The sequence below is a fragment of the Sphingomonas sp. 7/4-4 genome (assembly GCF_027941955.1).
In the GTDB taxonomy this organism is placed as follows: Bacteria; Pseudomonadota; Alphaproteobacteria; order Sphingomonadales; family Sphingomonadaceae; genus Sphingomonas.
Window position 1 is genome coordinate 904,648 of record NZ_CP115960.1, and the last position, 23,447, is coordinate 928,094.

A 23,447-nucleotide genomic window follows, 5' to 3' on the forward strand; every position below is an offset into this window, starting at 1 on the left:
GTGCGGGAAGTGGCGCCCGACATCGTCCATCTCAACGGCCTCGATTTCCCGTTGCATGCCCGATTGCTGTCTACCCTGCCGCCGCCGGTGGTGGTGCAGGACCATGCCAGCAACGCCGCCCGGCCCCGGCTCGGACGATTGCGACGATGGGGACATGCCCATGCCGCCGCCGCGCTGTTCACGGCCGAAGCGCAGGCCGAGCCGTTCCGCGCTGCACGCCAATTGCCGGCAAGGGCGTTGATCTTCGCCGTGCCCGAAAGCTCCAGCGGCTTCGAAACCGGCGACCGGGCCGAAGCGCGCGTGCGAACCGGCGTGCGCGGCGATCCGGCGATCCTGTGGGTCGGGCGGCTCGACGCCAACAAGGATCCCTTCACCGCGATCCACGCCTTCCGCCTGGCACGCGAGCACCTGCCCGGGGCGGAGCTCTGGTGCGTCCACGGCACGGACGCGCTGCTTCCCGCGCTCGAACGAAGCCTCGCGGAGGATCCCGCGCTGGCCAGCCATGTACACCTGCTCGGACGCGTGCCGCATGCCCAGGTCGAGCAGCTCTGCCGGGCCTGCGACTTCCTGCTCGCTACCAGCCACCGCGAGGGCTCAGGCTATGCACTGATCGAGGCGCTGGCTTGCGGCCTGCCGCCGGTCGTCAGCGACATCGCGCCGTTCCGCGCGCTGATCGGCAATCTGGCCGAGAGTCGTTTCGTGGCACCCGGCGATGCGCCCGCCTTCGCCGAAGGGCTAGTATCGCTGGCGCGAGAGGCGAACGACCAGCGCCGCGCCGCGGTCCGCCGGCACTTCGACGCGCATCTGGCATTTCCGGTCGTCGGGCGCCGGCTCGTCGAGATCTACCAGAGCGTCATCGCGCGGAGCGCGCGCGCATGAGGGTCGCGCTGATCGCGCCGGGCGGCGTCGACCGCACCGGCAGCCATCGGGTCATTCCGTGCATGCTCTGGCTGATCGAGCGGCTGACACGGGCCGGCCACGACGTCCAGGTCATCGCCCTCCAGCAGGAGCCGCGGCCCGATCAGTGGCGGCTCCTTGATGCCGATGTCCATAATATCGGATCGCGGCCCCGATCATTGCGTGGCGTCGCCAAGCTGCTGGCGCTGCATCGCGAGAAGCCGTTCGACATCGTCCACGCCTTTTGGGCGAGTATCCCGGGACTCATCGGCGGCGCCGGACGGGCGCTCGCGGGCATTCCGATGATACTGACCTTGCCGGGTGGCGACATCGTGCGCCTGCCTGAAATCCATTATGGCGGCCATCTGACTCTAAAGTCGCGCGCCATCACCGCGCTGTCGCTTCGCGCCGCATCCTTCATCACCGTGCCGAGCGAGACCATGCGCGCTTATGCTCGCTCGGTCGGCGTCGACGCCTTGCGCGTGCCCCTGGGAGTCGCGCTCGACCGCTGGCCGGCCGCGCCACCGCGGCGCCGCGATCCTGCCCAACCCCTCCGGCTCCTGCAGATCGCCAGCCTCAATCGCGTCAAGGACCAGCCGACCCTGCTCGCGGCCGCTGCGCAGCTGCGCGACGCGGGCCTGCCCTTCACGCTCGACATCGTCGGCGAGGACACGCTCGACGGGGAAATCCATGCAGCGATATCCGCGCTGAAGCTGGGAGGTCACGTGCAGCTGCCGGGATTCCAGCCTCAGGCGAGATTGCGGGACTGGGTCGATCGGGCGGACCTGCTGGTCGTCAGTTCGCTCAGCGAGGGCGCGCCGATCGCGATGCTGGAAGCCGCGGTCGCCGGGGTGCCCACGGTCGGAACCGCGGTTGGCCATGTCGCGGAATATGCTCCCGAGGCGGCGATCGCGGTGCCGAGACGCGACGCGGGTGCGCTTGCCGCGGCGATCCTCCGTCTTGCCGGTGATGAGGAACTCCGCTTGCGGCTGGCCAATGCGGCGCAGGCGCGTGCGCTGGCGGAGGATGCGGATTTCACTGCCGCGGCCTTTCTCGACCTTTATGCGCGGGCCGTTCACGCCAGGAAAGCGGCATGAGACCGTCGCGCGCCGCGTTGATGCATCCATCCGATATGCGAGGTTCCCGCATGAACATTCCCGCTTCCTTGCCGGCGATCGATATCGAGCGACGTTTCGACGAGGCGGTTCGCGCGGGGCGGCCCGAATGGCTCTGGTTCGAGGTCGCGGAGCCGGACTGGGCGAAGGCCGTGGCCACGATCGAAACCGCCCTGCGGGACGTGCTCGCCCTCGGCCGCAGCGATGACGCGCTGATCGACGATCCGGTAGCGCTCAGCATCGCTTGCTACACCTCGGGCACCGGCCCGCTGCTCGGCTCGTGGATGGAGCAGGGCAAATTGACGACGACTGCAGCGAATGCCGAAATCCTGCGCGTCCACCTGGAGCATAATCGCGCTCGAATGGAGCAATTGACTGCGCGGGCCGAGGAAGCCGTCAATGCGTTGTCAGAAGGCGGAACAAGCCCGGTGGTGATGAAGGGAATGCACACCGCGCATCATTATTTCGACGAGCCCGGGCAGCGCAACGCTTCCGATATCGATTTGCTCCTATGTCCGGACCAGCTGCCGGTCGCAGCCGAGATTCTCGCAAGGCTGGGATATGAACCCCGGAAAGGCGCATTTTGCCAGCGCAGCTGGGCTATGCCCGGCGTCGCGACGCAGCCCGTCACGCTGACGTATATCCATCGCGACGATCCATGGTCGATCGATTTGCATGAGGGCGTCACACGCAAGCTCGCCGGTGGCTCGCGCAGGATCGAAATCGACGCGCTCATCCCGACCATAGCGCTCGAAAAGTGGCACATCTCCAACGGCGGCGGCATCTTCCCGCCCCCGCTCCTCCTGGCGCACCTCCTGACGCACGCAGGCTGCTCTTTCGAAAGCCTGACTCTTCAGCGGCAATATGAAATCGGCCTGGTGATTCGTAAGCACGGCGGCCGCGAGGGGTTCGACTGGCCGGCCTTCACCGTCCTTTGTGATCGCGCCGGCCTGTGGCCCTTTCTCTACCCCGCGCTGTGCTGCGCGGAGCGCCTGTCGCCGAATCTCGTTCCCGATCCGATCATGCTGCGGTCGCGCGACGCGGCGCCGCCCATGGTGCGGAAGCTGGTAGAATCGCATTCCGCCGCTTCTATCCACCGGGCAGCCCGCTGGTCATGGGCCGAACGATATATGTGGGCCGACGGGGTGTTGCCCCGTCTTCGCCAGTTAATCGACGACCTCGGAATGCCGGATCATCTGAACTCAAGAGAGTTATTGCAGGCATGGCAAAGGCGGATTTACCGTCAGTTGCGCCGCGCCATCTCAAAAGCCAGAGGCCTGTCTAAACGGAACGCGCCGTAGCCAACCAATCGCGGGCATTCCACGGGTCAACCGTTGGCCGCGTTCATGTCCCCCGAGGCTGGCGCGCGTTCCATATTCCGTGCGGCGTCTAAGGCCGTCATTTTCCTATCTCTTATCACCCGCCGCCTAAAGGACCCGGATCAGGTTCGGGGTGAGGATTGAAGAACCGAGGCTGCGGCAACTGCCTCGCCAACGCCGTCCAGCTTGGAGCTGAACGAACAGCGGCTTTCAGGATTCGCCGCAATGGCGCTAAACGACTGCAATGGGCGCATTGCTGCCGCTCGGGCTACTTCGATCTAAAATCCCTGCCGCCATCGCTTCGATCTTTCAATTTGCTCGATTTTCCGGCGCAAGCGACGGCAGCGCGTCGTGAGCGACGGCGCTAATCTCCTAAATTTCACAACCACATGCGCCTCCCCCGACAGCGGCGCTTTTATCTTGCGCTCAATTCGATCGTACATCTGGCTAGAAACGGCGGCCAATCGAAGGGAAAATGGATGCAGCTCAATCAGCGGCCAAACGGCGCTCGCAGACCTGCTTGACGAGCGACTGGAGCGAAGCAACTCGCTCGGCGCGCCAGCGCAATTCCTCGTCGCTGATCTCGTAGTGCACCGAGCAGCGCGCTATCCGCCTGCTCGAACCACCGATCAAAGTGCCGCTGCGCCTCCGCCCTCGTCTCTTCAGGCGGCAGGTCACGGGGCTGCGCGAATGGAAACCCCTCAGCCTCGTACAGCGCGATCCCTTGGCTAACGATGTCCTTGAAGAAGGGCCGCCCTTTCTCGAGCTGCGCATTAACGTCGGTCAGCGAATGGACGATGAAGTTGACCGGCGCGCTGAGCGCCTTGGTGATCGTAGTGTTTCGCGCCCGGCCTTCATGCGCGCAGCCGGGATGGTCCACACCTTCTTTCCCCTGTCGATCTCATCCCACTGCGGCCCCAGCACCTCCGCGGAACGGGCGGCGGTGAGGATGGTGAACTCCAGCGCCCGCGCTGCAACGGCGCTACGCCCCCGCAGGTCTGCCATGAAGTCCGACATGGCATCATAGGGCAGTGCGGCGTGATGTCCGCGCGAAAGCCGTTGACGCCTGGGCAGGAGCTGGTCGAGATGCCCGCGCCAGCGCGCAGGGTTCTCCCCGACCCGGTGGCCTTTGGCCTTCGCCGCGTCCAGCACGTTCTCGATCCTGCCGCGCAGCCTCTCGGCGGTTTCAGGCGTGCGTTTCCACAGACCTTGCAACACGTCGAGCACGTCATGCGTGCCGATGGCGTTCACCGGCTTGCTGCGCATCGGCATGGCATATTTGGTGAGAGTCATCGTCCACTGCGCCGCGTGCTTGGCGTTACGCCACGATGGCTTCATCGCTTCCACATAGGCATCGGCACACTCGCCAAAAGTGGGCATGCGTTCGTCCTTCGCGCGCTCGGCCTTGGGATCGCCGCCAGTCGCCAATATCTCGCGTAGCTTCGCGGCCTCGGCATGGGCACTGGCTAGCGAAAGGTCACGGCCGCCACCAAGGCCAAGCTCGGTACGCTTGCCTTCGCGAACATACATGAAAATCCAGCGCCGCCGTCCGTGCGGGTCGATGAAGAGATAAAGGCCGCCGCCATCAGAGTGCCGGCCCGGCTTGCTCGTCTTCGTCACCTGCGACGCGCTCAGCTTTGTTGAGTGCCCGTCCCGCCATGATCGCGCCTCCGGGGCCCGGATGTGGTCCCATTTTATACGCGCGACAGAGCGAAATGTCCAGGAACAGGGTAAGATCGAAAATGCACGTAAAGCACTTAAAATTGGAGAGTTATGATAGCATCACCATATCCCATCGCCATCCATCGGATACCAAGTTTGGCGGACACCCTCTCCGCCAAAACGGTCCGGGCACATCGTGCGCCCGGACCGCATTTGCGTCAGAAGCCGTAGGAGAGGCGCAGATAGCCGAACTGGCCCGGCAGGTCGTAAGTCGTCGGGTCGAAATTCGCGCTGTCGCACGTGAAGCACTGCGGCGGATCGCGATCGAAGATGTTGTTGACGCCCGCGGTCAACCGCAGGCGGTGATCCATCCAGCCGGGTGACAGATAGAGCTGGACGTCGCCGTAGAAGACATTGCCCATGCGGTGCACGCCGTCACGCTCGTCGACCGCGGCGATGTACCGGCCGGTGAACGAGATGCCGTAGCTGGGCGCCGACCAGTCGATCGTGCCGTTCAGCTTGAACTTGGGATAGGCCTGGTCGGGGCTGCCGCGCTCGGTGCCGGCATATTCCTGCGTCGGCGCATTGAGGTCCGACGGCGGCACGATGTTGTACTTGATCAGATGCGCCGCGTTGACGTTGAGCCCGACCGATCCGCCGCCGAACTCGGCCGAGCGGAAGGCGAGCGTCCAGTCGACGCCCGAGGTCTCGATCGCGTTGAGGTTGAGCAGCCGCGCGTTGATCGAGGCGACCGCGCCGCTCCCGGTGCGGACGATCGCCGCGCAGCTGACCGGATCGGCATTGAACGCGCAGCGCGAGAGCGTGAGCGTCGCCGGGACCGAGTCGATCGCGTTGCGCAGCTTGATGCTGTACCAGTTGACTTCGAGGCTCAGCGCGCTGGCGAAGCCGCCCCGCGCCCAGCTCGGGCTGTAGACGCCGCCCGCGGTCCAGGTTTCCGCCGTTTCCGGCTTCAGCGCGGTGTTGCCCTGCGAGAAGACGCCGAGCTGGCCGCCGGTCGGCTCGGCATAGCTGCCACTGGCGGGAACGCCGTTCGCGATGCAATTGGCTCGGACGGTCGCGTTGGTCTGGAACGAGCCGCCGGCCGCGCTGGTGCAGGGATCGTCGATCGTCGCGTCGAACCGCGACGCGCCGGCATAGAGTTCGCCGATGCTCGGTGCGCGCAGGCTCTCGGCATAGCCGCCGCGGAAGAGCAGGTCGGGGACCGGCTTCCACAGCCCGGAGGCCGTGAAGGTGGCGTTGCTGCCGAACGACGAATAGTCCGAATAGCGCGCCGCGCCGCTGAGCTCGAGCGAGTGGAAGAAGGGGTATTCGACAGAAGCGGTATGCGAAGCTCGCCATAGACTTCGTCGACATTGAAGCCGCCGCGCGCCGGGCTGGTCGGCACGTCCGCGCCGAGGCCGGCGACGATGATCGGATCGGGATCGTAGCTCGCATGCTGATCGCGATGCTCATAGCCGATCGCGACTCCCACGGGGCCGGCCGGCAGGTCGAAGAGCTCGCCCGACAGATTGGCAGTGAAGTCCCACAGCCGCTGGTTGCTCTTGTCCTTCTCGTCGAAGGTCACGTAATCGAGCATCGCCTGGGTGACCGAGCCGGCGCCCCCGAAGATGTTGAACGGCACGCAGGCGCCCGTGCAGGCCGAAACGGGTCCGAGCGCACGGGCGAGGTTCGCGGCGTTGACGTTGCCGGTGAACAATTGGTGCGCGTCGTTGACGCCATAGACGCCGTTGACGTCCCAGAACCATTTATGGTCGCCGATATCGAATGAGCCGTCGAAAGTGAGCGTGGCGGAAAACGTATCGACGGTCTGGCTGAAGACGCGTTGTCCGGCCTCGACGAAGCGGCGACGTACCGTCGAATAATTGGCCGGCGTGCCGTTGGCGCCCGACGAGAGCGTGACCCCGAACGGATTATAGGGATTGGTCGCGTCGATCGAGATCGTGTCGAGCAGATTGCCGTTGCCGGCATCGGGGCCGACGAACAACGGCAGGAACGCGGCTTCGGTGGTCGACTGGCGGTGATTGGCCACCACCTTGGCGCGCATGTTGATGTTCTCGCCAATCTCCTGCTTGAAGTTGACGAAGCCGCCGTAGCGCTCCGAGGGCGTCAGCAGATAATTGTACGGCGCGAAGTTGAACGAGTCGTTGGCGGAGGAATAGGCCCTGAAATCGGTCGGATAGACCGGCTTCCGCCCGATCACCGGCGCGACGAGGGTCAGGCTCTGGCCGAGCACGTCGTAGCGCCCGTTCGGGATCGCGCTCGAGCAGCCGCCCGCGGCGCAGCTGGTCGCGCCCGGCGTCGGAAACAGCGAGATCGAGCGATCGGCGGTGCTGACGCCCTCCTGCTTGGTGTAATAGCCGCCGAACACCAGCGAGGTACCCGTATCGGGCGACTGGATGCCGTAGCTCGCCTCATAGGTCTGGGTATGGCCGTCGCCCTGGCGATAGGTGCCGAACTGCGCCGAGGCGCGCAGGCCTTGCTGCGCCTGCTTGGTGATGATGTTGACGACGCCCGCGACCGCGTCGGTGCCGTAGAGCGGCGAGGCGCCCGACTGGAGCACTTCGATGCGTTCGATCATGCTGGTCGGCAGCGCGTTGAGGTCGACCGACGCGGGGATGCCGCCTGCCGCGGTACCGTTGACGTAGCGCAGCCCGTCGACGAGCACGAGCGTCCGCTTGGCGGCGAGATAGCGCAGGTCGATCTCCGCCGAACCCGAGCTCACGCCGGTTCCGTCAGGCGGACCGCCGATATTGCCGGCGTTGTTCACCTTGGTGTTCAGGCCGCCGCCCGCACTGGGCAGGCGCTGGAGGACATCGGCGACGGAGCTCAGGCCGGTGCGCGCGATCGCGGCTTCGTCGACCGTGACGACGGGCTTGTCCTGATCGAGCGGGCTTCGCCGGATGCGCGATCCGGTGACGACGATGTCTTCGTTGGCGGTCTGTTGATCATCGGCCGGGGCTGTCTGGGCCCGGGCCGGCATCGCCGCGAGAGCGGCGGCAAGCGCAACGGTCGCAACGCCGACATTCTTCCACAAGGTAACATCACGCATGAATCGATCCTCCACTGGGCTCTGCGAGACATCCTCTTTTTGTTATTGTCACAGGAGAGAAACAAACGTGCGGCGTTTGCGCAATGGCGATCGCCGGCTTTCGGCACGATCGCGGACGCGGTGTGGCTTTGGCGTTACAGCCGTAGATTGCCGTGGCGGCGGGAACTACGGGCAGCGGCGTTCATTGCTTGCAGGCGAGACTCGGTCGCACGAAAGCGCGTCGGATATCGTTCCGGCGTCTTGGAGAGTTCCGGTCATGATCGAAGCCACCAAAGCGCAAAAAGCCGCGGTGCGTCGCAGCATCCTGTCGCTGGTCATCATGCTTGTCGTCATGGGCGCTCTGCTGTTCGTGCCCGCCGGCACGCTGAACTGGCCGCGCGGGTGGTGGTTTTGCGTTGCGTTTGTCGTGGCGGTGCTGATCGCGATCACATTGCTCTGGCGGGTCAACCCGGAAATCTTCACGGCACGATCGCGTGTGCAGCCGGGTACCAAGGCACTCGACTACCTGTTCCTCGCGATGGTTATGGGAGGCTTCTTCTTCATTCTCCCGGTCGCAGCGCTCGGTTTCCGGTTCGACCGGGCACAAACGCCCGATTGGGTAGTCTGGCTCGGATATTCGATCTTCGCAGTGAGTTTCGTCGGGCAGATCTGGCCGCAGGCGGTGAACCGTCATTTCGAGCCGGGCGTACGCATTCAGAAGGATCGCGGGCAGACGTGATCGATAGCGGCCCCTATGCGATCGTGCGTCATCCCGGCTACATCTCGGGTTCCCTGCTCGCCGTCGGCACGGCGCTCTCTTTGGGCTCTTTCTGGGCGCTGGTCCCGGCGCTCGTCGTCGTGATCGGGCTGATTCCGCGGACCCTCTTCGAGGAGCGCGTGCTTGCCGCCGAACTCCCGGGTTATCGGGAATATATGCAGCGGGTGAAGTACCGTTGGGTACCGGGCGTGTGGTGAAGGACAATCCAGCGAAGCCCTGATGCTCGGCGTTCGGTCGGAGCCGGCTTGACCACAAATCCGGCACGCTCCAATATAGTTGCATGATGCAACAATTAACATGGTTGCCGGTGACCCTGACGCATTCCACCGTCGACGATATCCGCGCCGCATCGCGGCAGCTTGTCCGCGAACTCGGCTTCATGGGCGGCACCTTCGCCGGAACCGACCTGCCGCCTTCCGCCGTCCATGCGCTGATCGAAATCCAGGCCAGAGACGGGATTTCGGCGCGCGATCTCGGCGGGCTTCTTCGCCTCGAGAAGTCGAGCGTCAGCCGGATGCTGCGTAAGCTGGTCGTCGCCGGCGACATCCTGGAGAAGCCGGACGCGGAGGATGCGCGCATCAGGAAGCTCTCCCTGAGCGCGGCGGGGCGAAAGCGTGTCGCCGCGATCCATGCCTTCGCCCGTGCACAGGTCGCGCGTGCGCTGGAAAAGCTTCCTGCCGAACACCGCCGGACGGTCCTCGATGGCCTCCGCCTCTATGCCGACGCACTGGCGGCGAAGCCGGACTCGCCGAGCGCCGCTCCGCACGCCGAGATCGTCGCCGGCTATCGGCCCGGTCTCGTTGCCCGCGTCACCGAGATGCACGCGCTTTATTATGCACGCGAGGCCGGTTTCGGCAGGCGCTTTGAAACCGTCGTCGCCGGCAGCCTCGCGTCCTTCTGCGAACGTCTCGATACGCCGATGAACGCGATCTGGACCGCCCTTCAGGACAAACGGATTGTCGGCTCGGTCGCCATCGATGGCGAGGATTTGGGTCCGGGCATCTCGCACCTGCGCTGGTTCATCGTCGACGATGACGTGCGGGGTACGGGCACGGGACGGCGATTGCTCGAGACCGCGCTCGATTTTTCGGACAAGCGGAACTTCGCCGAGACGCATTTATGGACTTTCGCCGGCCTTCATGCCGCCCGCCGTCTCTATGAGGAGAACGGCTTCATCCTGGCTGAGGAGCGTCACGGCGATCAGTGGGGCAAGGAAATGCTCGAACAGCGATTTGTGCGGAGGCGGCGATGAGGGCGCCGTCTTGCATCACGGAACCGGCAAAGGGGCATGTTTGCATCTTCAGCGCGACTGCTGCAGCCAGGCGGCCTCGGGCGTCCAGAAGATCACATTAACCCCCAGATAGTCGCGGGCGAAGGCAAGAATTTCCTCCCGTGTGAAGGGCCGGCCGGTTTGTGGGTTGCGATAGGTCAGGGTCGGCTCCTGCACTGCCATCGCGACCAGTTTCAGGCGCCCTTTATATCGGCCGAAAAAGGGGTAGGCATTCTTCATCTGGTGCTTTTGCCAGGGCACGATATCCGGGCCACCGAGCCCCGCACCGATCTGTTCGGCGAGCCGGAATGTCCGCTCCATGTAGCCGCGCTCGTTTTCCCACTCGCAGGGCCAGAAGTTTACATATTGCACCACATGCGAGGTTTTGAAGACCCGACGGGCATAAGCGAGATTCTCGAGCTCCGCGTCCACATAGGCATCGCAGGTGAAGCCCGGCGGAGCGGGATCCTTGACCAGATCGGCAGAGGTCTCGGGCAAGTTGATGCCGAATATCCGCCCGTCGAAACGTTGGGCAAGCGCCGCGAGAAGCGCTTGATACCGACGGCGTACGCCGGGATTCCATTGCTGTGCCACCCAGCCCGCGGCAACGGGACTGCCTTCGCCCGGATGATCGAGCTGGGGCGCGAGGCCGCCCGCGAATTCGGGCTCGGTGAGCAGATATTCCGGCACATTCCGCGCGCGCGCTTCGAAGAAGCGATCCTGGACCTGCACGAACAGCGCCTTGCCCGCGCGCCTGACGACGGCGAGATCGCGCTCGAGGCCGGAGAAATCGTAGCGACCCTTTTCGGGCTCCAATTCCTTCCAGCTATAGACCAGCTGGGCGCCGGCAATGTCGGGGCGTCGGAGCAAGTCGGCGTGGGCTCGCAACTCGCCGGAGCCGAGGAACAGGAAGTTGCGCGGCGCCGCCTCGATCTTTGCTTCGGTTCCGACGGGGGAACCGCCGACAGGCCCCTCCGTGGCGGAGGGTTGGGCGCTCGCCGGCGCTGCCCATGCGCTCAAAACCAGCAGGAACGGCGCGATCGTGAGCCTGTAAGTCATCTTCAGCTCCCGCCACGCGTCTCTCAATTGGTCAGGCCAATTGTAACCCCAGCACCTTCAAGCCGAACCGATCTTGAGCCGGCGGGCCACGCTGTCCCGGCGCGCGTCCAGTTCGCTGCGCGCGCGCTCCATCACTTCGAGTTCGGTCGCGGCGAGGAGATCGTCGACCACGCCGCGCAGATGCTTGCGCATCGCACTCCGCGCGGCGTGCGGATCGCGTGCGCGGAGCGCCTCGACGATCGGGCGATGCTCCTCGACTCGCGGGGTGATCCCGCCGCGCTTCGCCCGCGCGAACATGTTCGCCGACAAGGGCGAATTGGTGCGCAGCTCCCACAGATATTCGATCACGCTGCGGATCGCGGCATTCCCCGTCGCATTGGCGATCGCGAGATGGAAGCGGTGATCGGCGTCCATCACCGACGGCTCGTTCGAGATCGTCGGCCGCCATCTCGACGAGCAGCTGGTCGAGCTCGTCGAGCTGCTCGTCGGAGATCGATACCGCAGCCAGCGCGACCGCCTCGCCTTCGAACAGAATCCGCGCCTCGGTGAGATCGAACGCGCCGACGTCGAAATTGAGTGCGTCCTCGCGCTGGCCGGTGCCGTGATCGCGCTTGGTGACATAGAGGCCCGAGCCGTGCCGCGCCTCGATCCAGCCCTTCATCTCGAGCGCGATCATCGCCTCGCGGATCGTCGGGCGGCTGACGCCATATTCCTCGGCGAGATCGCGCTCGCCGGGCAGCCGGGTGCCGGGCGACCAGCGTCCCGCCTCGATCGCCTCGGTGATCGAAGCAGCCACCCGCTGGTACAGCTTTTTGCCCGTGATCTTCATAACATGCCCACCCTAGGTTGACACGGCACCCATCACAAGCGGATATTGGCCTGACCACTTCTTAGGATTATCTAACTTGCCTCGCATCACTTCCGCGCGCGTCATCGTCACCTGCCCTGGCCGCAATTTCGTCACGCTCAAGATCGAGACCGACGAGGGCGTATACGGCGTCGGCGACGCGACGCTGAACGGCCGCGAACTGGCAGTGGCGAGCTACCTCAATGATCATGTCATCCCCTGCCTGATCGGCCGCGACGCGCACCGGATCGAGGACATCTGGCAATATCTCTACAAGGGCGCGTACTGGCGCCGCGGCCCGGTGACGATGAGCGCGATCGCCGCCGTCGACATGGCGCTGTGGGATATCAAGGGCAAGCTCGCCAACATGCCGGTCTATCAGCTGCTCGGCGGCGCGGCGCGCGAAGGCTGCATGGTCTATGGCCATGCCAACGGCTCGGACATCGCCGAGACCATCGAGCGCGCGCAGGAATATCTCGAGCAGGGCTATAAGGCCGTCCGCCTCCAGTCGGGCGTGCCCGGGCTCGCCGCCACTTATGGCGTATCGGGCGAGCGCTTCTATTACGAACCCGCCAAGGGTTCGCTGCCCGACGAGACGGTCTGGTCGACTTCGAAATATATGCGTCATGTACCGGAGCTGTTCGACAAGGGGCGCGATGCGCTCGGCTGGGACATCCACCTGCTCCACGACGTCCATCACCGCCTCACGCCGATCGAGGCGGGCCGCCTCGGCAAGGATCTCGAGCCGTACCGCCTGTTCTGGCTCGAGGATGCGACTCCGGCCGAGAACCAGGCCGGCTTCCGCCTGATCCGCCAGCACACCACCACGCCGCTCGCGGTCGGCGAGATCTTCAATTCGGTGTGGGACGCGAAACAGCTCATCGAAGAGCAATTGATCGATTACGTCCGCGCCACCGTGGTCCACGCGGGCGGCATCACCCATCTGCGCCGCATCGCCGCGCTCGCCGATCTCCATCAGGTCCGCACCGGCTGCCATGGCGCGACCGATCTCTCGCCGATCACCATGGCGGCGGCGCTCCATTTCGGCCTGTCCGTCCCCAATTTCGGCATCCAGGAATATATGCGGCACACCCCCGAAACCGACGCGGTCTTCCCGCACGCTTACAGTCTCACCAGCGGCCTGATGCATCCGGGCGACAAACCCGGGCTCGGCGTGGATATCGACGAGGCGCTGGCTGCGAAGCATGAGTATAAGCGCGCTTATCTTCCGGTGAACCGGCTCGAAGATGGGACGATGTGGAGCTGGTGATTTACTTGGACAACGATGCGATGCTCCTGCGAAAGCAAGAGCCGGGACGACGTAATAGTTCGTAATCCTGCGCTTCTGCCTCCAGGGGAGCACTTGGATAATATGAATTCCTGTTTCTCCACAAACCACGACTGAACGGTAAATTCGCCGTCAACCACGTATTTACGTGCTTCGGTATATCCCCGGGTTGCATAGCGAGCGCGCCGGTATCTCCGGCAGCTCAGGGATTTGGGGGCAGAATGCCGTTTGACACCGCACAGATCGCCCGTCTCGGTGGCACATGGGGAGCGATGGGTTCGCTCGTCGCCTCCGACGGCAGCGCGAGATCACCCCTATCTCCAGAACCTCGCCGAGAATCTCGAGCCGCTGCGCGACCTCGCCGACGCCGCCCATTTCATCTGCGTGCTGCATGGCCGCCATCCGGGCGTGGTCGACCATGCGCTCGACCATGCCCGCGTCTCGCTCGAGCGCGACTGGCTCGAGGCCGCCGCCGATGCCTTTGCCACCGAGCGCGCTTATCTCGTCCGCATCGTCGCCGCCGCCGGCCCGCTGCCGAGCACGCCCGGCCATGCCGAATCGGAAGCCGCGGCGCACGCACAGCGCCATGCGCTCGACATGCTCGCCCAGTCCGATCGCGCAGGCTGCGCCGCCGGTGCCGCGCTTGCCCTGGCGATCGATTGGGCAACGATCCGCGAAGTCCTCGACGCCGTCGCCACGCGGCTCGGTCTGACCATCCCCGTCTCGACGCTCCCGCTGGCGGAAGAGACGGTCAGCGTCGTCGATGCGCTGGCCCGCGAAAGCGCGATGGAGCGCGCGATGCTGTTCGGCGCGCAACAGGTCTTCGCCCAGCATCGCGGCCTGTGGGACCTGCTCGAAGCCCGCACGAGCGCCCGCAACCGCGCCTGACCTGCGGAGCAGGCCGCGCCTGCACGCACGGCATTGTCGCTTCCGGATTTTGCAGATACGCTCCCCGGCAGGGCGCCAGTCTCCGCGTACATTTCTGCTCCGCAACCGATGCATCGCAACAGCGGCCTCGGTCCGCGGGTCCGTATCCGGTTACTGCCAGGGGGACTCATGCGCTCGTTTCACCACATCTCGATGCTTGTCTTGCCGCCTTTGGCGACGATCGCGCTTCAGGCCTGTACTAGGCCCGCTGTAGCGCAGGGCGCGCCCGCGCCCGCGCCGGTCGCATGCACCGGCACTGCTGCAAAAGACACCGTGCGCACACTCACCATCGAAAGCTGCCTGTCGACGGACGCCAAGGATACGGGCCTCGAAGGCAATCTGGGTAGCTATTACGGCTGGGTCGCGCTCGATACCGGCGGCGCGTTCACCGTGCAAAAGAATAGTCCCTTTCTCAAGCAGCTGCTCGGCGCGCTGACCGGCTTCAACGAGAAGAAGACGACGATCGTCAGCGTCGTCATATCGCGCAACGTCGGCGGCACCGATATGGTGGTGTTTGAACGGCCGCTCGCCGAGATCATACGCGTTTCGGGCAGCAGCGATGAGATCAAGGTATCGACCATGGCTACGGCCGATACACGGGTGACGCCCTTTTTCGTTCCTGATTCGGGCAGCACCGATCTGAAGGCGCGAATCAAGCTTTCGGTGGTGGAGACCTACAAGGGAGACGACCTCAACAAAGCGCGCGAGGAGTCGATCCGGGTACCAACATCACGGGATCGGTGGTGTCCGGGATCGGCGAGTTGCCTTATGCCGTCATCGTCAACCGGCTCTACATCGGCCTGCTCTCGGCTCTTTCGACGTCCGCCGACTATTCCAACGACGTCACGATGAGTTTCGACGGCGCGACGGGCTACAAGACCGCCAGCTTCCGGATCGCGCTCGATGCGGCCAGCAGCATCCGTTTCAGCCTGAAGCTCAGGGGCCGAAAGTCACTGGTCACCACCGCGAAGACCGCTGCCGGATTGCTCGATTTCTCGGACCTCAGCGACAGCCGCTTTGCCGACCGGATCAGCCTGCTCGATCCCAACACCAGGCTGCCGGTCACGCTCAGCAGCTATCTCGACGCGAACAACGTTCCCCGCAGGCTCACCGAGCTCGCCACGGGTACCACCACCGCCCGGACCGACAAGGAAGCGGTGGACCTGGCGTGCCAGGATCTCCGTCAGGCGCTCTTCTCGTCGCCGGTCAAGCTCGGCCTCAGCGACGCACGAGCGGTGCTTCATAACGAGATGAAGCGGCGCGGCCTTCTCGCTCGATTCGATGCGCGAGATCTGGCCTGCACTGCCGATCAGGTCACGCGGTGGCAAAGCGACTTCGCCGGGCTCGCGGTGCCCGACGTGGCGCGGACGGTGCCGATGGCGGTGATCGACAAGAACAAGCGGCTCGATCTCGTCGCCACCGCATGGGCCCAACCGGATCAGAACGCCCGCACGGCGCAATTCGCGTACAGCATCTCAGGCAGCAGCATCAACGTGGTCGCCCCGGCGGAGCTGTTTCCCAATGCGTTCATCACGCCGGGTGCCGACGGGCGCATCGCGCAGCCGCTGTCGGCCCCGGGGCTGGCGTCGCGCCAGAAGAAGTGCTTCGGTAATTACAAGCCCAGCTCGCCCGAGACGCTTTCCGAGGGGACGGCGTTTGCGCAGTTCGAAGGGTTTGAAGCGAGCTATCTGATCAAGATACAGTTCGAGGACCGACAGAATTTTGATCCCGACGTCGGTCCGCGAGTCAGGGCTCTCGACATCAAGGTCGCCGATGCGAACGACAAGGCGATGTACAATCAGAAGAGCGCCGGCGAGAAATGTTTCTGAGCCGCCGCGCCGCTTGCGTTGCGGCCAAACGAGCCTCTAAGCGGTTGCATGCGCTTCGAAGGTACCCAAAGCTATGTCGCGACGGAGGACCTGAAGGTCGCCGTCAACGCGGCCGTCACGCTCCGCCGCCCCCTGCTCGTCAAGGGCGAGCCGGGCACCGGCAAGACCGTCTTGGCCTATGAGATTGCCAAGGCGGTGGGCGCGCCGCTGATCGAGTGGAACGTCAAGTCGACCACCAAGGCGCAGCAGGGCCTCTACGAGTATGACGCAGTCGCACGCCTGCGCGACGGTCAGTTGGGCGACGAACGCGTCCACGACATCGCCAACTATATCCGCAAGGGCAAACTCTGGGAGGCATTCACCGCCCCCGAGGTCCCCGTCCTGTTGATCGACGAGATCGACAAGGCCGATATCGAATTCCCCAACGATCTCCTCCAGGAGCTCGATCGCATGGAATTCCATGTCTACGAGACGAAGGAGACGGTCCGCGCCGCCGAGCGGCCGATCGTGGTGATCACTTCGAACAACGAGAAGGAGCTGCCCGACGCTTTCCTGCGCCGCTGCTTCTTCCACTACATCAAATTCCCCGACCGCGAGACGATGCAGGCGATCGTCGATGTCCATTTCCCCGGAATTCAGAAGATTCTCGTCAGCAAGGCGATGGATATCTTCTATGACATCCGCGAGGTGCCCGGCCTCAAGAAGAAGCCGTCGACCAGCGAACTGCTCGATTGGCTCAAGCTGCTCCTCCACGAGGAAATGCCGCTGGAGGTGCTCCAGAACAAGGATCCCACCAAGGCGATACCGCCGCTCCACGGCGCGTTGCTCAAGAACGAGCAGGACGTGATGCTGTTCGAGCGGCTCGCGTTCATGAGCCGGCGGCAGAGCAAGTGACGCGCTAGATCAGCCGCTGCGACGATGGCAGCTGAGATCAGGCCGCGACCTTCGCCTCCGAGAGAGCGTCTTTGACCGCTTCGATCGCCTCGGCACCCTTTGAACCGTCCGGACCGCCGCCCTGCGCCATGTCGGGACGGCCGCCGCCGCCCTGCCCGCCGAGCACCGCAACCGCGGTCTTGACCAGGTCCACTGCGTTCAGTCCGAGCCCCTCGCTGACGCCGACCGCCACCGAAGCGCGACCTTCATTCACCGCGACCAGCGCGACGACGCCTCCGCCGATCCGCGCTTTGGCTTCGTCCACCGCGCCGCGAAGCGCCTTGGGATCGAGCCCGTCGAGCACCTGACCGACGAAGTTGATGCCGTTCACCTGCTCGGGTCCAGCCGGAGCAGCGGCGCCGCTTCCACCCAGCGCCAGCGCCTTCTTCGCATCGGCCAGCTCACGTTCGAGCCGCCGGCGTTCCTCGACCAGTGCGGCGACACGCGCCGGCACTTCGTCGGGCGAGGACTTGAGCGCCGCGGCCGCTTCCTTCAGCCGCTCGTCGCGGGCGTTGAGCCATTGCCGCGCGGCCTCGCCGGTCAGCGCCTCGATACGGCGGATGCCCGAGGAAACGGCGCTTTCCGAGACGATCTTGAAGATCGCGATGTCGCCGGTTGCGTTGACATGGGTGCCGCCGCACAATTCGACGGAATAATGCTGTTCGTCCCCGCGGCCCATCGAGAGCACGCGGACCTCGTCGCCATATTTCTCGCCGAACAGCGCCATCGCGCCGGCCGCGATCGCGTCCTCGGGCGTCATCAGCCGGGTGCCGACGCTCTCGTTGTGGCGGATCTGCGCGTTCACATCGGCCTCGATATCGGCGATCTCCTGCGGCGTGAGTGCGCTCGGGTGCGAGAAGTCGAAACGCAGGCGATCAGGCGCGACCAGGCTGCCCTTCTGCGTGACGTGCTCGCCCAACCGCTTGCGCAGTGCCGCGTGCAGCAGGTGGGTTGCCGAGTGGTTGGCGCGGATCTGGTCGCGGCGTGTGGCGTCGACCGACAGCTTGACGGTATCGCCGACCGAAAGCTCACCGCTTTCGATCTTCGTGTGATGCGCGTGCAGGCGGCCGAGCGGCTTGGAAGTGTCGTCCACCACTGCGTGCAATTTGTCGTTGGTGATCGTGCCGGCATCGCCCATCTGGCCGCCCGATTCGCCGTAAAACGGCGTCTGGTTGGTCAGAACGGTGACGCTGTCGCCCGCGCCTGCCTTGTCGACGCGCGCGCCATCCTTGACGATCGCGACGACCTCGCCCTCGCCGTCGGTGCTGCTGTAGCCGGTGAATTCGGTGCCGCCGAGTTCGTCGGCGATATCGTACCAGACCTCGTCGCTGGCCTTGTCGCCCGAGCCCTTCCACGCGGCGCGCGCGGCACGCTTCTGCTCGGCCATGGCCGTGTCGAAGCCGGCGCGGTCGACCGAGATGCCGTCGGCACGCAATGCGTCCTCGGTCAGGTCATAGGGGAAGCCGAAGGTATCGTAGAGCTTGAACGCGGTTTCGCCGGGAAGCGTATCGCCCTCGGCAAGCCCCTTGGTCGCCTCGTCGAGCAGGCGCAGGCCGTTGGCGAGCGTCTGGCGGAAGCGCGTCTCCTCCTGCAGGAGCGTCGCTTCGATCAACGGCTGGGCGCGGACGAGCTCGGGATAGGCGGCGCCCATCTCGGCGACGAGGCTCGGCACCATGCGGTACATCAGCGGGTCCTTGGCGCCGAGCAGGTGCGCGTGGCGCATCGCGCGGCGCATGATGCGGCGGAGGACATAGCCGCGGCCCTCGTTCGCCGGCAGCACGCCGTCGGCAACGAGGAAACCCGAAGCGCGCAGGTGATCGGCGATCACGCGGTGGCTCGCCTGGTTGTCGCCCGTAGTCGACGCGCCGGTCAGCGCGCCGCTCTCGGCGATCAATGCCTTGAACGTGTCGGTGTCGTAATTGTCATGGACGCCCTGGAGCACCGCGGCGACGCGTTCGAGACCCATGCCGGTATCGATCGACGGCTTGGGCAGTTCGCCGATCTGGACATCGTTCTCCTGCAGATACTGCATGAAGACGAGGTTCCAGATCTCGACGAAGCGATCCCCGTCCTCCTCGGGCGACCCCGGAGGACCGCCATAGATATGGTCGCCGTGATCGTAGAAAATCTCGGAGCAGGGACCGCACGGGCCGTCCGATCCCATCGCCCAGAAATTATCCTTGGTCGCGATGCGGATGATGCGGCTCTCCGGCAGGCCGGCGATCTTCTTCCACAGATCGAATGCCTGATCATCGGTGTGATAGACGGTGGCAGTCAGCTTCTCTGCCGGGATGCCCCATTCCTTCGTCAGCAGCGTCCACGCATGCGTGATCGCCTGCTCCTTGAAATAGTCGCCGAACGAGAAGTTGCCGAGCATCTCGAAGAAGGTGTGGTGGCGGGCGGTGTAGCCGACATTGTCGAGGTCATTGTGCTTGCCGCCGGCGCGGACGCATTTCTGGCTCGAGGTGGCGGTCGAGTACGGACGCGTCTCGAGGCCGGTGAACACGTTCTTGAACGGCACCATGCCCGCATTGACGAACATCAGCGTCGGATCGTTGTGCGGGACCAGCGGCGCGCTGGGCACGCGGGCGTGGCCCTGACTTTCGAAATAGTCGAGGAAGCTGCGGCGGATATCGTTCGTGGACGTCATGGGTGCGACGTAGGGGAACTAGGTCCGTTCCTCAAGCGGCGCGATGACGCTGAGCGGGCCTGTGCCCTTTTGAAAGAGACGGCTGCCGGATAATCAGATCGCGGCCACGAACAATATGCAGGCGAGCGTCGAGGAAAGCGTGCGGACGTGATTCCACGGCATCCACCGCCGAAGATAGAGAGACCATGCCGCACCACCGTCGTCCCGGGCCGCCGCCAGCATATTGTTGAGCGGGACGTTGAAGACGAGAGTCACGACGAACATCCCGACCACATAGATCGCGCCGCCTGCCGCCATTGCCGGCCCGCCGGGCACGCGACCGGCCAGCCCGATCGCGACCAGCGCGAGGCTCGTCAGCGTCGTTCCGAGAAAGAGCGGCATGAACAGCGATCGCAGGATCCTGACGTTGATCGCGTTCATCGCCTGCGCGCCGCGCTCGGCGCCGAGGCGATCGAGCGCCTGCACGATGAAGGTCGAGAAAGCGAAATAGAGCCCGGCAATCAGCCCGCAGCCGATCGCGGAAAACCAGAGCAAGGCGTGCACCACGGTCTCGGCCATCTCATCCCCCGCGATTCACCACATGATAATGGACACGATAGAGATCCATTCCGCCCTCACCGCGCTGTCCGGAAAACGTCAGCCTGTCGCGGTCCGACCAGTCGAGCATCGGGCCGTACGTGTCTCGATCATTGTTCACTGCCGCCGGAAGCGTGGTTCCCGCATCGTAGCCCAGCCTGGAGGGAACGGCAAAAAGCAGATCGACGCGATCCGTGCGGAAGTCCATCGCCCGCGCGAAGACGATCGTCTTACCGTCGCGCAGGAAAGTGGCGTCGAACTCGTTGGCGGCGGTGTTGAGTGCGCCGGGCACCCGCCGGGCACTTGCGAAACCATCGCGCGACCGACGCGCAGTGAAGAGATCATGGCCGCCTGCGCCGCCGCTCCGATCGCTCGAGAACAGCAGGGTGTTCCCGTCGGGCGACAGCATCGGTGCGAATTCCTTGCCGGCGCTGTTGACCGTCGGCCCCAGATTGACCGGAGCCCCGAAGCCTTCGCCGCGCACCGCTACCCGGTAGATATCGTCGCCGCCCGATCCTCCCGGCCGATCCGAACAGAAATAGACGAACCGCCCATCCGCCGAAAACGCAGGATCGAAGTCGCGCCCACCGGCGTTGAACGACACCGGCGTGGCGGGAGCCCACATGCCGTTCGACCGGCGCGACACCCAGATGTCGTAACCGCCGGGCCCGCCGGGCCGATCGCGGCTGAACCACAAGGCGGTCTTCCCATCCGGGCTCAGCGTCAGGCGGATCTCCGAATAGCGTGTCGACGCGATCCCCGGCGCGAACACCTCCGCTGCGCCCGCTATTTCCAGCCGTACCCGCTGTCCGTCCGCCGAAGCGCCGCCTAGCAGCATCAGGCAAGCCACCGCCTTCGACCAGCTTCGAACCAGGATCATGCGATCATCCCTTCCGACGGAAATCGCTGATCCAGTTGGTCTCCCACGTCGCGCCACCGTCGCCGGACATGGCCTGCTCCCAGCGTGCGGCGTTCGCCGTGATTCCGGACCAGCGCACCCGCGTCTTCACCGGACGGCCATCGAGCGTGTCGTCTCCCTCGAAGACGCCGACGCCGTTCACGAAGCGGCCGCGCACCGGCGCCGCGAACCCGGTCGGGCTGCGTCCGTCGAGCCACCAGCTCGACCATTCGCCGCTTGCCGGATCGAAGGTGCGCAAGCCGATCCCGCGATGCGCGCCGCCGGCGCGCGCGAAGAAATTGTCCCCGATATTGCCCTGGCCGCCCAGCACCGGCCAGTTGACGAGGGTCCCGGCGAATTCTTCCCATTCGCTGCTCCCCGCGAGCCGCTGCTTGCGGCGGCGATGCTGGACGGACCAGCTGCCGTGGAGGAAATCGAAATCGCGCCGGCGATCGGCCACTGCCGGCAACGGCGTCGCCACCGGCGCGGTGCGCGTGAAGAAATTCTCCCAGTTGATCTCCCAGCGCTTGCCGCCGTCGGTTGAGAGCGCCTGTTCCCAATGCGGGCGTTCGCTGTGGATATCGAGCCAGCGAAAGCGCGCCGTGACGGGCCTGCCCTTGAAGACGTCAGGGCCCGTGAACACGCCTGTGTTCCCCGCAAAGCCGCCGCGCACCGGCGCGTCGATCACTGTCGGGTTCCGGCCATCGACCCACCAGATCGCCCATTGCTGCCGCTCCGGATCATAAGCGCGCACGGTGAGCCCGCGATACGTGCCGCTCGGCACGTCGACGATATTGTCGTCGATCGTGCCGAGCCCGTCGAGCGCGAGCCACAATGCGCTCTTCCCGGTAAACTCCTGCCATTCGTTGCTGCCGGCGAGCCGGTCCTTGAGCCGGCGGTGCCAGACGTCCCAATTACCGACCAGCCAGTCCCAGTCGTGCGCATGCGCGGAAGCGCCCTCCCTCGCCCGCCGCGCAGCAGCGCTGCGGATGCCGGCATGGAGAGCGCTCCTCCCGCCATCGCCGCGCCGAGGAGCAGATCCCTGCGCCCCAACGCACTGCGCAAACCCTCAAACATCGGCATCTCCTCAGCCCCTCCTCATCCGGGCGCAGAAGACATCGCGGCATGAATTCTGGCTATGCGAAGCTTGGGTGGAGAGGCTAAGTCATATTTATGCTCGACCGGCCGCTTCCTTCGCTCGCCGCGATCCGCGCCTTCGAGGCGGCGGCGCGGCTGGAGAGCTTCACCAAGGCAGGGCACGAGCTCGGCACATCCTCGGCTTCGGTCAGCTATCATGTCCGGCAGCTGGAGGCGCAGCTGGGCGTGAAGCTGTTCCGGCGGCATCCCCACCGCGTGGAGCTGACCGACGCGGGGACGCTGATCGCCACGGAGGCCGGCAAGGCGTTCGCCGCGCTGCGTGCGAGCTTCGCGCGTGCCGCCGAAATGGACGAAGGGCGGCTGTCGCTGACGACATTGCCCACGTTGGGATCGAGCTGGCTTACGCCGCGGCTCGGCCTTTTCCGCGCGGCACACCCGGACATCCTCGTCGAGCTCGACGTCTCGGACGCCGCCGAAGACCTCACCACCGGTCGCTTCGACATGGCGATCCGCAACGGCGACGGGCGCTGGCCCGGGCTCCGCACGATCGAGCTGTTCCCGAGCAGCTTCATGCCGCTCTGCGTGCCCGCATTGAAAGCCGCAGCCGCCGGGATCGCCGATCCGCGCGCGCCGCTCGCCGTGCCGTTGCTCGGCCGCCAGGACTGGTGGTCGCTCTGGTATCAAGCGCTCGGCTGGGCGGAAGGTCCGCCGCAGTCGCGCTTCGGCACCAGCTTTTCCGCCGAGCATCTGGATGTAGCGGCGGCTTTGGCCGGCCACGGCGTGGTCATCGCCTCGCCGATCTTGTTCCGCGGCGAAATCGATTCCGGACGGCTGGTGCCCGCCCACGACATGGTCGTCCCGGCCGGGCGATCCTTCTGGCTGACCTATCCGGTATCGCGCCAGAACAGCCGCAAGATCGGGCTGTTTCGCGAATGGCTGTGCGGCGAGGCGGCGGCGGCCCGCGCAAGCCACGACACGGCTTTCGGTAAAAATCGCACCGCTTCGAACATGGCGGCCGTCGCCCGCCTATAATAGTAAACAGAATGCTAACGCGAAGGCGGGCCCGATGATCAACGCGAATGTTTCACCATCTGCAGGCGGCGGCCACGAGCGGGGCAGCGGTCGCTTCCCGGCCGACGAGCTCGCGCATTTCGAGCTTTGCCCGATGTGCAGCCAGGCAGTCGATCGCCGCGACATCCATGCCGTCATGCATCATCTGCCGGTCGGCCACGCGCCTTTGCCCGTCCACTAG

General features: G+C 65.2%; 20 protein-coding genes and 2 pseudogenes. 13 read left to right on the forward strand and 9 right to left on the reverse strand.

Annotation, left to right across the window (positions count from 1 at the left end; all coding sequences use genetic code 11):
• The first annotated feature begins 9 nt into the window (after positions 1-9).
• Genes PIB19_RS04710 through PIB19_RS04720 form a run of 3 tightly spaced genes read left to right on the forward strand, consistent with a single transcriptional unit; the run spans position 10 to position 3,313 of the window.
• On the forward strand, positions 10-879 hold the full coding sequence (locus PIB19_RS04710; RefSeq protein WP_271239872.1) for a glycosyltransferase family 4 protein: 870 nt from the start codon (positions 10-12) through the stop codon (positions 877-879).
• Positions 876-1,994 carry a glycosyltransferase family 4 protein gene (locus PIB19_RS04715; RefSeq protein WP_271239873.1) on the forward strand — a complete coding sequence of 373 codons (1,119 nt, stop codon included), beginning with the start codon at positions 876-878 and terminating at the stop codon, positions 1,992-1,994. Before PIB19_RS04710 ends, PIB19_RS04715 begins: the two co-directional genes overlap by 4 nt.
• A 50-nt stretch (positions 1,995-2,044) precedes the next feature.
• Positions 2,045-3,313 (forward strand): nucleotidyltransferase family protein, encoded by a 1,269-nt coding sequence (locus PIB19_RS04720; RefSeq protein WP_271239874.1) that lies wholly within the window; start codon positions 2,045-2,047, stop codon positions 3,311-3,313.
• An 801-nt stretch (positions 3,314-4,114) separates the two neighbouring features.
• Here the strand turns inward: PIB19_RS04720 and PIB19_RS04725 are convergent.
• Both PIB19_RS04725 and PIB19_RS04730 read right to left on the reverse strand, forming a co-directional pair.
• Positions 4,115-4,951, reverse strand: a complete 837-nt coding sequence (locus tag PIB19_RS04725) for a tyrosine-type recombinase/integrase (protein WP_271239875.1) — start codon at positions 4,949-4,951, stop codon at positions 4,115-4,117.
• A gap of 260 nt (positions 4,952-5,211) precedes the next feature.
• Positions 5,212-8,063 (reverse strand): annotated as a pseudogene (locus tag PIB19_RS04730) (TonB-dependent receptor domain-containing protein).
• Positions 8,064-8,319: 256 nt separating this feature from the next.
• On the opposite strand from PIB19_RS04730, the gene PIB19_RS04735 reads away from it, so the two are divergent.
• The 3 genes from PIB19_RS04735 to PIB19_RS04745 all read left to right on the forward strand — a co-directional run bounded on the left by PIB19_RS04735 (position 8,320) and on the right by PIB19_RS04745 (position 10,072).
• On the forward strand, positions 8,320-8,781 hold the full coding sequence (locus PIB19_RS04735) for a hypothetical protein (RefSeq protein ID WP_271239876.1): 462 nt from the start codon (positions 8,320-8,322) through the stop codon (positions 8,779-8,781).
• Positions 8,778-9,017, forward strand: a complete 240-nt coding sequence (locus PIB19_RS04740) for a methyltransferase family protein (RefSeq protein ID WP_271239877.1) — start codon at positions 8,778-8,780, stop codon at positions 9,015-9,017. Before PIB19_RS04735 ends, PIB19_RS04740 begins: the two co-directional genes overlap by 4 nt.
• Positions 9,018-9,127: 110 nt before the next feature.
• A complete protein-coding gene (locus tag PIB19_RS04745) occupies positions 9,128-10,072 on the forward strand; it encodes a bifunctional helix-turn-helix transcriptional regulator/GNAT family N-acetyltransferase (RefSeq protein WP_271239878.1) in 945 nt (314 codons plus the stop codon).
• Positions 10,073-10,120: 48 nt separating this feature from the next.
• Here the strand turns inward: PIB19_RS04745 and PIB19_RS04750 are convergent, their stop codons facing one another.
• The 3 genes and pseudogenes from PIB19_RS04750 to PIB19_RS04760 form a co-directional block, all read right to left on the reverse strand.
• The gene (locus tag PIB19_RS04750; protein WP_271239879.1) at positions 10,121-11,149 is read right to left on the reverse strand and encodes a hypothetical protein; all 1,029 of its coding nucleotides are present in this window, start codon (positions 11,147-11,149) and stop codon (positions 10,121-10,123) included.
• Between the two features lie 57 nt (positions 11,150-11,206).
• A complete protein-coding gene (locus PIB19_RS04755) occupies positions 11,207-11,563 on the reverse strand; it encodes a FadR/GntR family transcriptional regulator (protein ID WP_271240911.1) in 357 nt (118 codons plus the stop codon).
• A gap of 262 nt (positions 11,564-11,825) precedes the next feature.
• Positions 11,826-11,978 (reverse strand): annotated as a pseudogene (locus PIB19_RS04760) (FadR/GntR family transcriptional regulator); the annotation flags it as partial.
• 76 nt (positions 11,979-12,054) lie between these two features.
• On the opposite strand from PIB19_RS04760, the gene manD reads away from it, so the two are divergent.
• The 5 genes from manD (at position 12,055) to PIB19_RS04785 (ending at position 16,934) form a co-directional block, all read left to right on the forward strand.
• Positions 12,055-13,266, forward strand: a complete 1,212-nt coding sequence (gene manD, locus PIB19_RS04765; RefSeq protein WP_271239880.1) for a D-mannonate dehydratase ManD — start codon at positions 12,055-12,057, stop codon at positions 13,264-13,266.
• A gap of 273 nt (positions 13,267-13,539) precedes the next feature.
• Positions 13,540-14,172 carry a DUF6975 family protein gene (locus tag PIB19_RS04770; RefSeq protein WP_271239881.1) on the forward strand — a complete coding sequence of 211 codons (633 nt, stop codon included), beginning with the start codon at positions 13,540-13,542 and terminating at the stop codon, positions 14,170-14,172.
• Positions 14,173-14,340: 168 nt separating this feature from the next.
• On the forward strand, positions 14,341-15,063 hold the full coding sequence (locus PIB19_RS04775) for a hypothetical protein (protein ID WP_271239882.1): 723 nt from the start codon (positions 14,341-14,343) through the stop codon (positions 15,061-15,063).
• Entirely contained in the window at positions 14,955-16,040 is a 1,086-nt protein-coding gene (locus PIB19_RS04780) for a hypothetical protein (protein WP_271239883.1), read from the forward strand. Before PIB19_RS04775 ends, PIB19_RS04780 begins: the two co-directional genes overlap by 109 nt.
• A gap of 48 nt (positions 16,041-16,088) precedes the next feature.
• Entirely contained in the window at positions 16,089-16,934 is an 846-nt protein-coding gene (locus PIB19_RS04785) for an AAA family ATPase (protein WP_271239884.1), read from the forward strand.
• A gap of 37 nt (positions 16,935-16,971) precedes the next feature.
• Here the strand turns inward: PIB19_RS04785 and alaS are convergent, their stop codons facing one another.
• The 4 genes from alaS to PIB19_RS04805 form a co-directional block, all read right to left on the reverse strand.
• Complete coding sequence (alaS, locus tag PIB19_RS04790) at positions 16,972-19,623, reverse strand: alanine--tRNA ligase (protein ID WP_271239885.1); 2,652 nt, start codon at positions 19,621-19,623, stop codon at positions 16,972-16,974.
• Between the two features lie 93 nt (positions 19,624-19,716).
• Positions 19,717-20,181: an anthrone oxygenase family protein gene (locus tag PIB19_RS04795; protein WP_271239886.1), complete on the reverse strand. Its 465-nt coding sequence runs from the start codon at positions 20,179-20,181 to the stop codon at positions 19,717-19,719.
• 1 nt (position 20,182) lies between these two features.
• Positions 20,183-21,079: a TolB family protein gene (locus PIB19_RS04800; RefSeq protein ID WP_271239887.1), complete on the reverse strand. Its 897-nt coding sequence runs from the start codon at positions 21,077-21,079 to the stop codon at positions 20,183-20,185.
• A 4-nt stretch (positions 21,080-21,083) separates the two neighbouring features.
• Entirely contained in the window at positions 21,084-21,932 is an 849-nt protein-coding gene (locus PIB19_RS04805) for a hypothetical protein (RefSeq protein WP_271239888.1), read from the reverse strand.
• Between the two features lie 338 nt (positions 21,933-22,270).
• On the opposite strand from PIB19_RS04805, the gene PIB19_RS04810 reads away from it, so the two are divergent.
• Positions 22,271-23,227, forward strand: coding sequence for a LysR substrate-binding domain-containing protein (locus PIB19_RS04810; protein ID WP_271239889.1), 957 nt, complete (start codon positions 22,271-22,273; stop codon positions 23,225-23,227).
• 34 nt (positions 23,228-23,261) lie between these two features.
• Entirely contained in the window at positions 23,262-23,447 is a 186-nt protein-coding gene (locus tag PIB19_RS04815; RefSeq protein WP_271239890.1) for a hypothetical protein, read from the forward strand.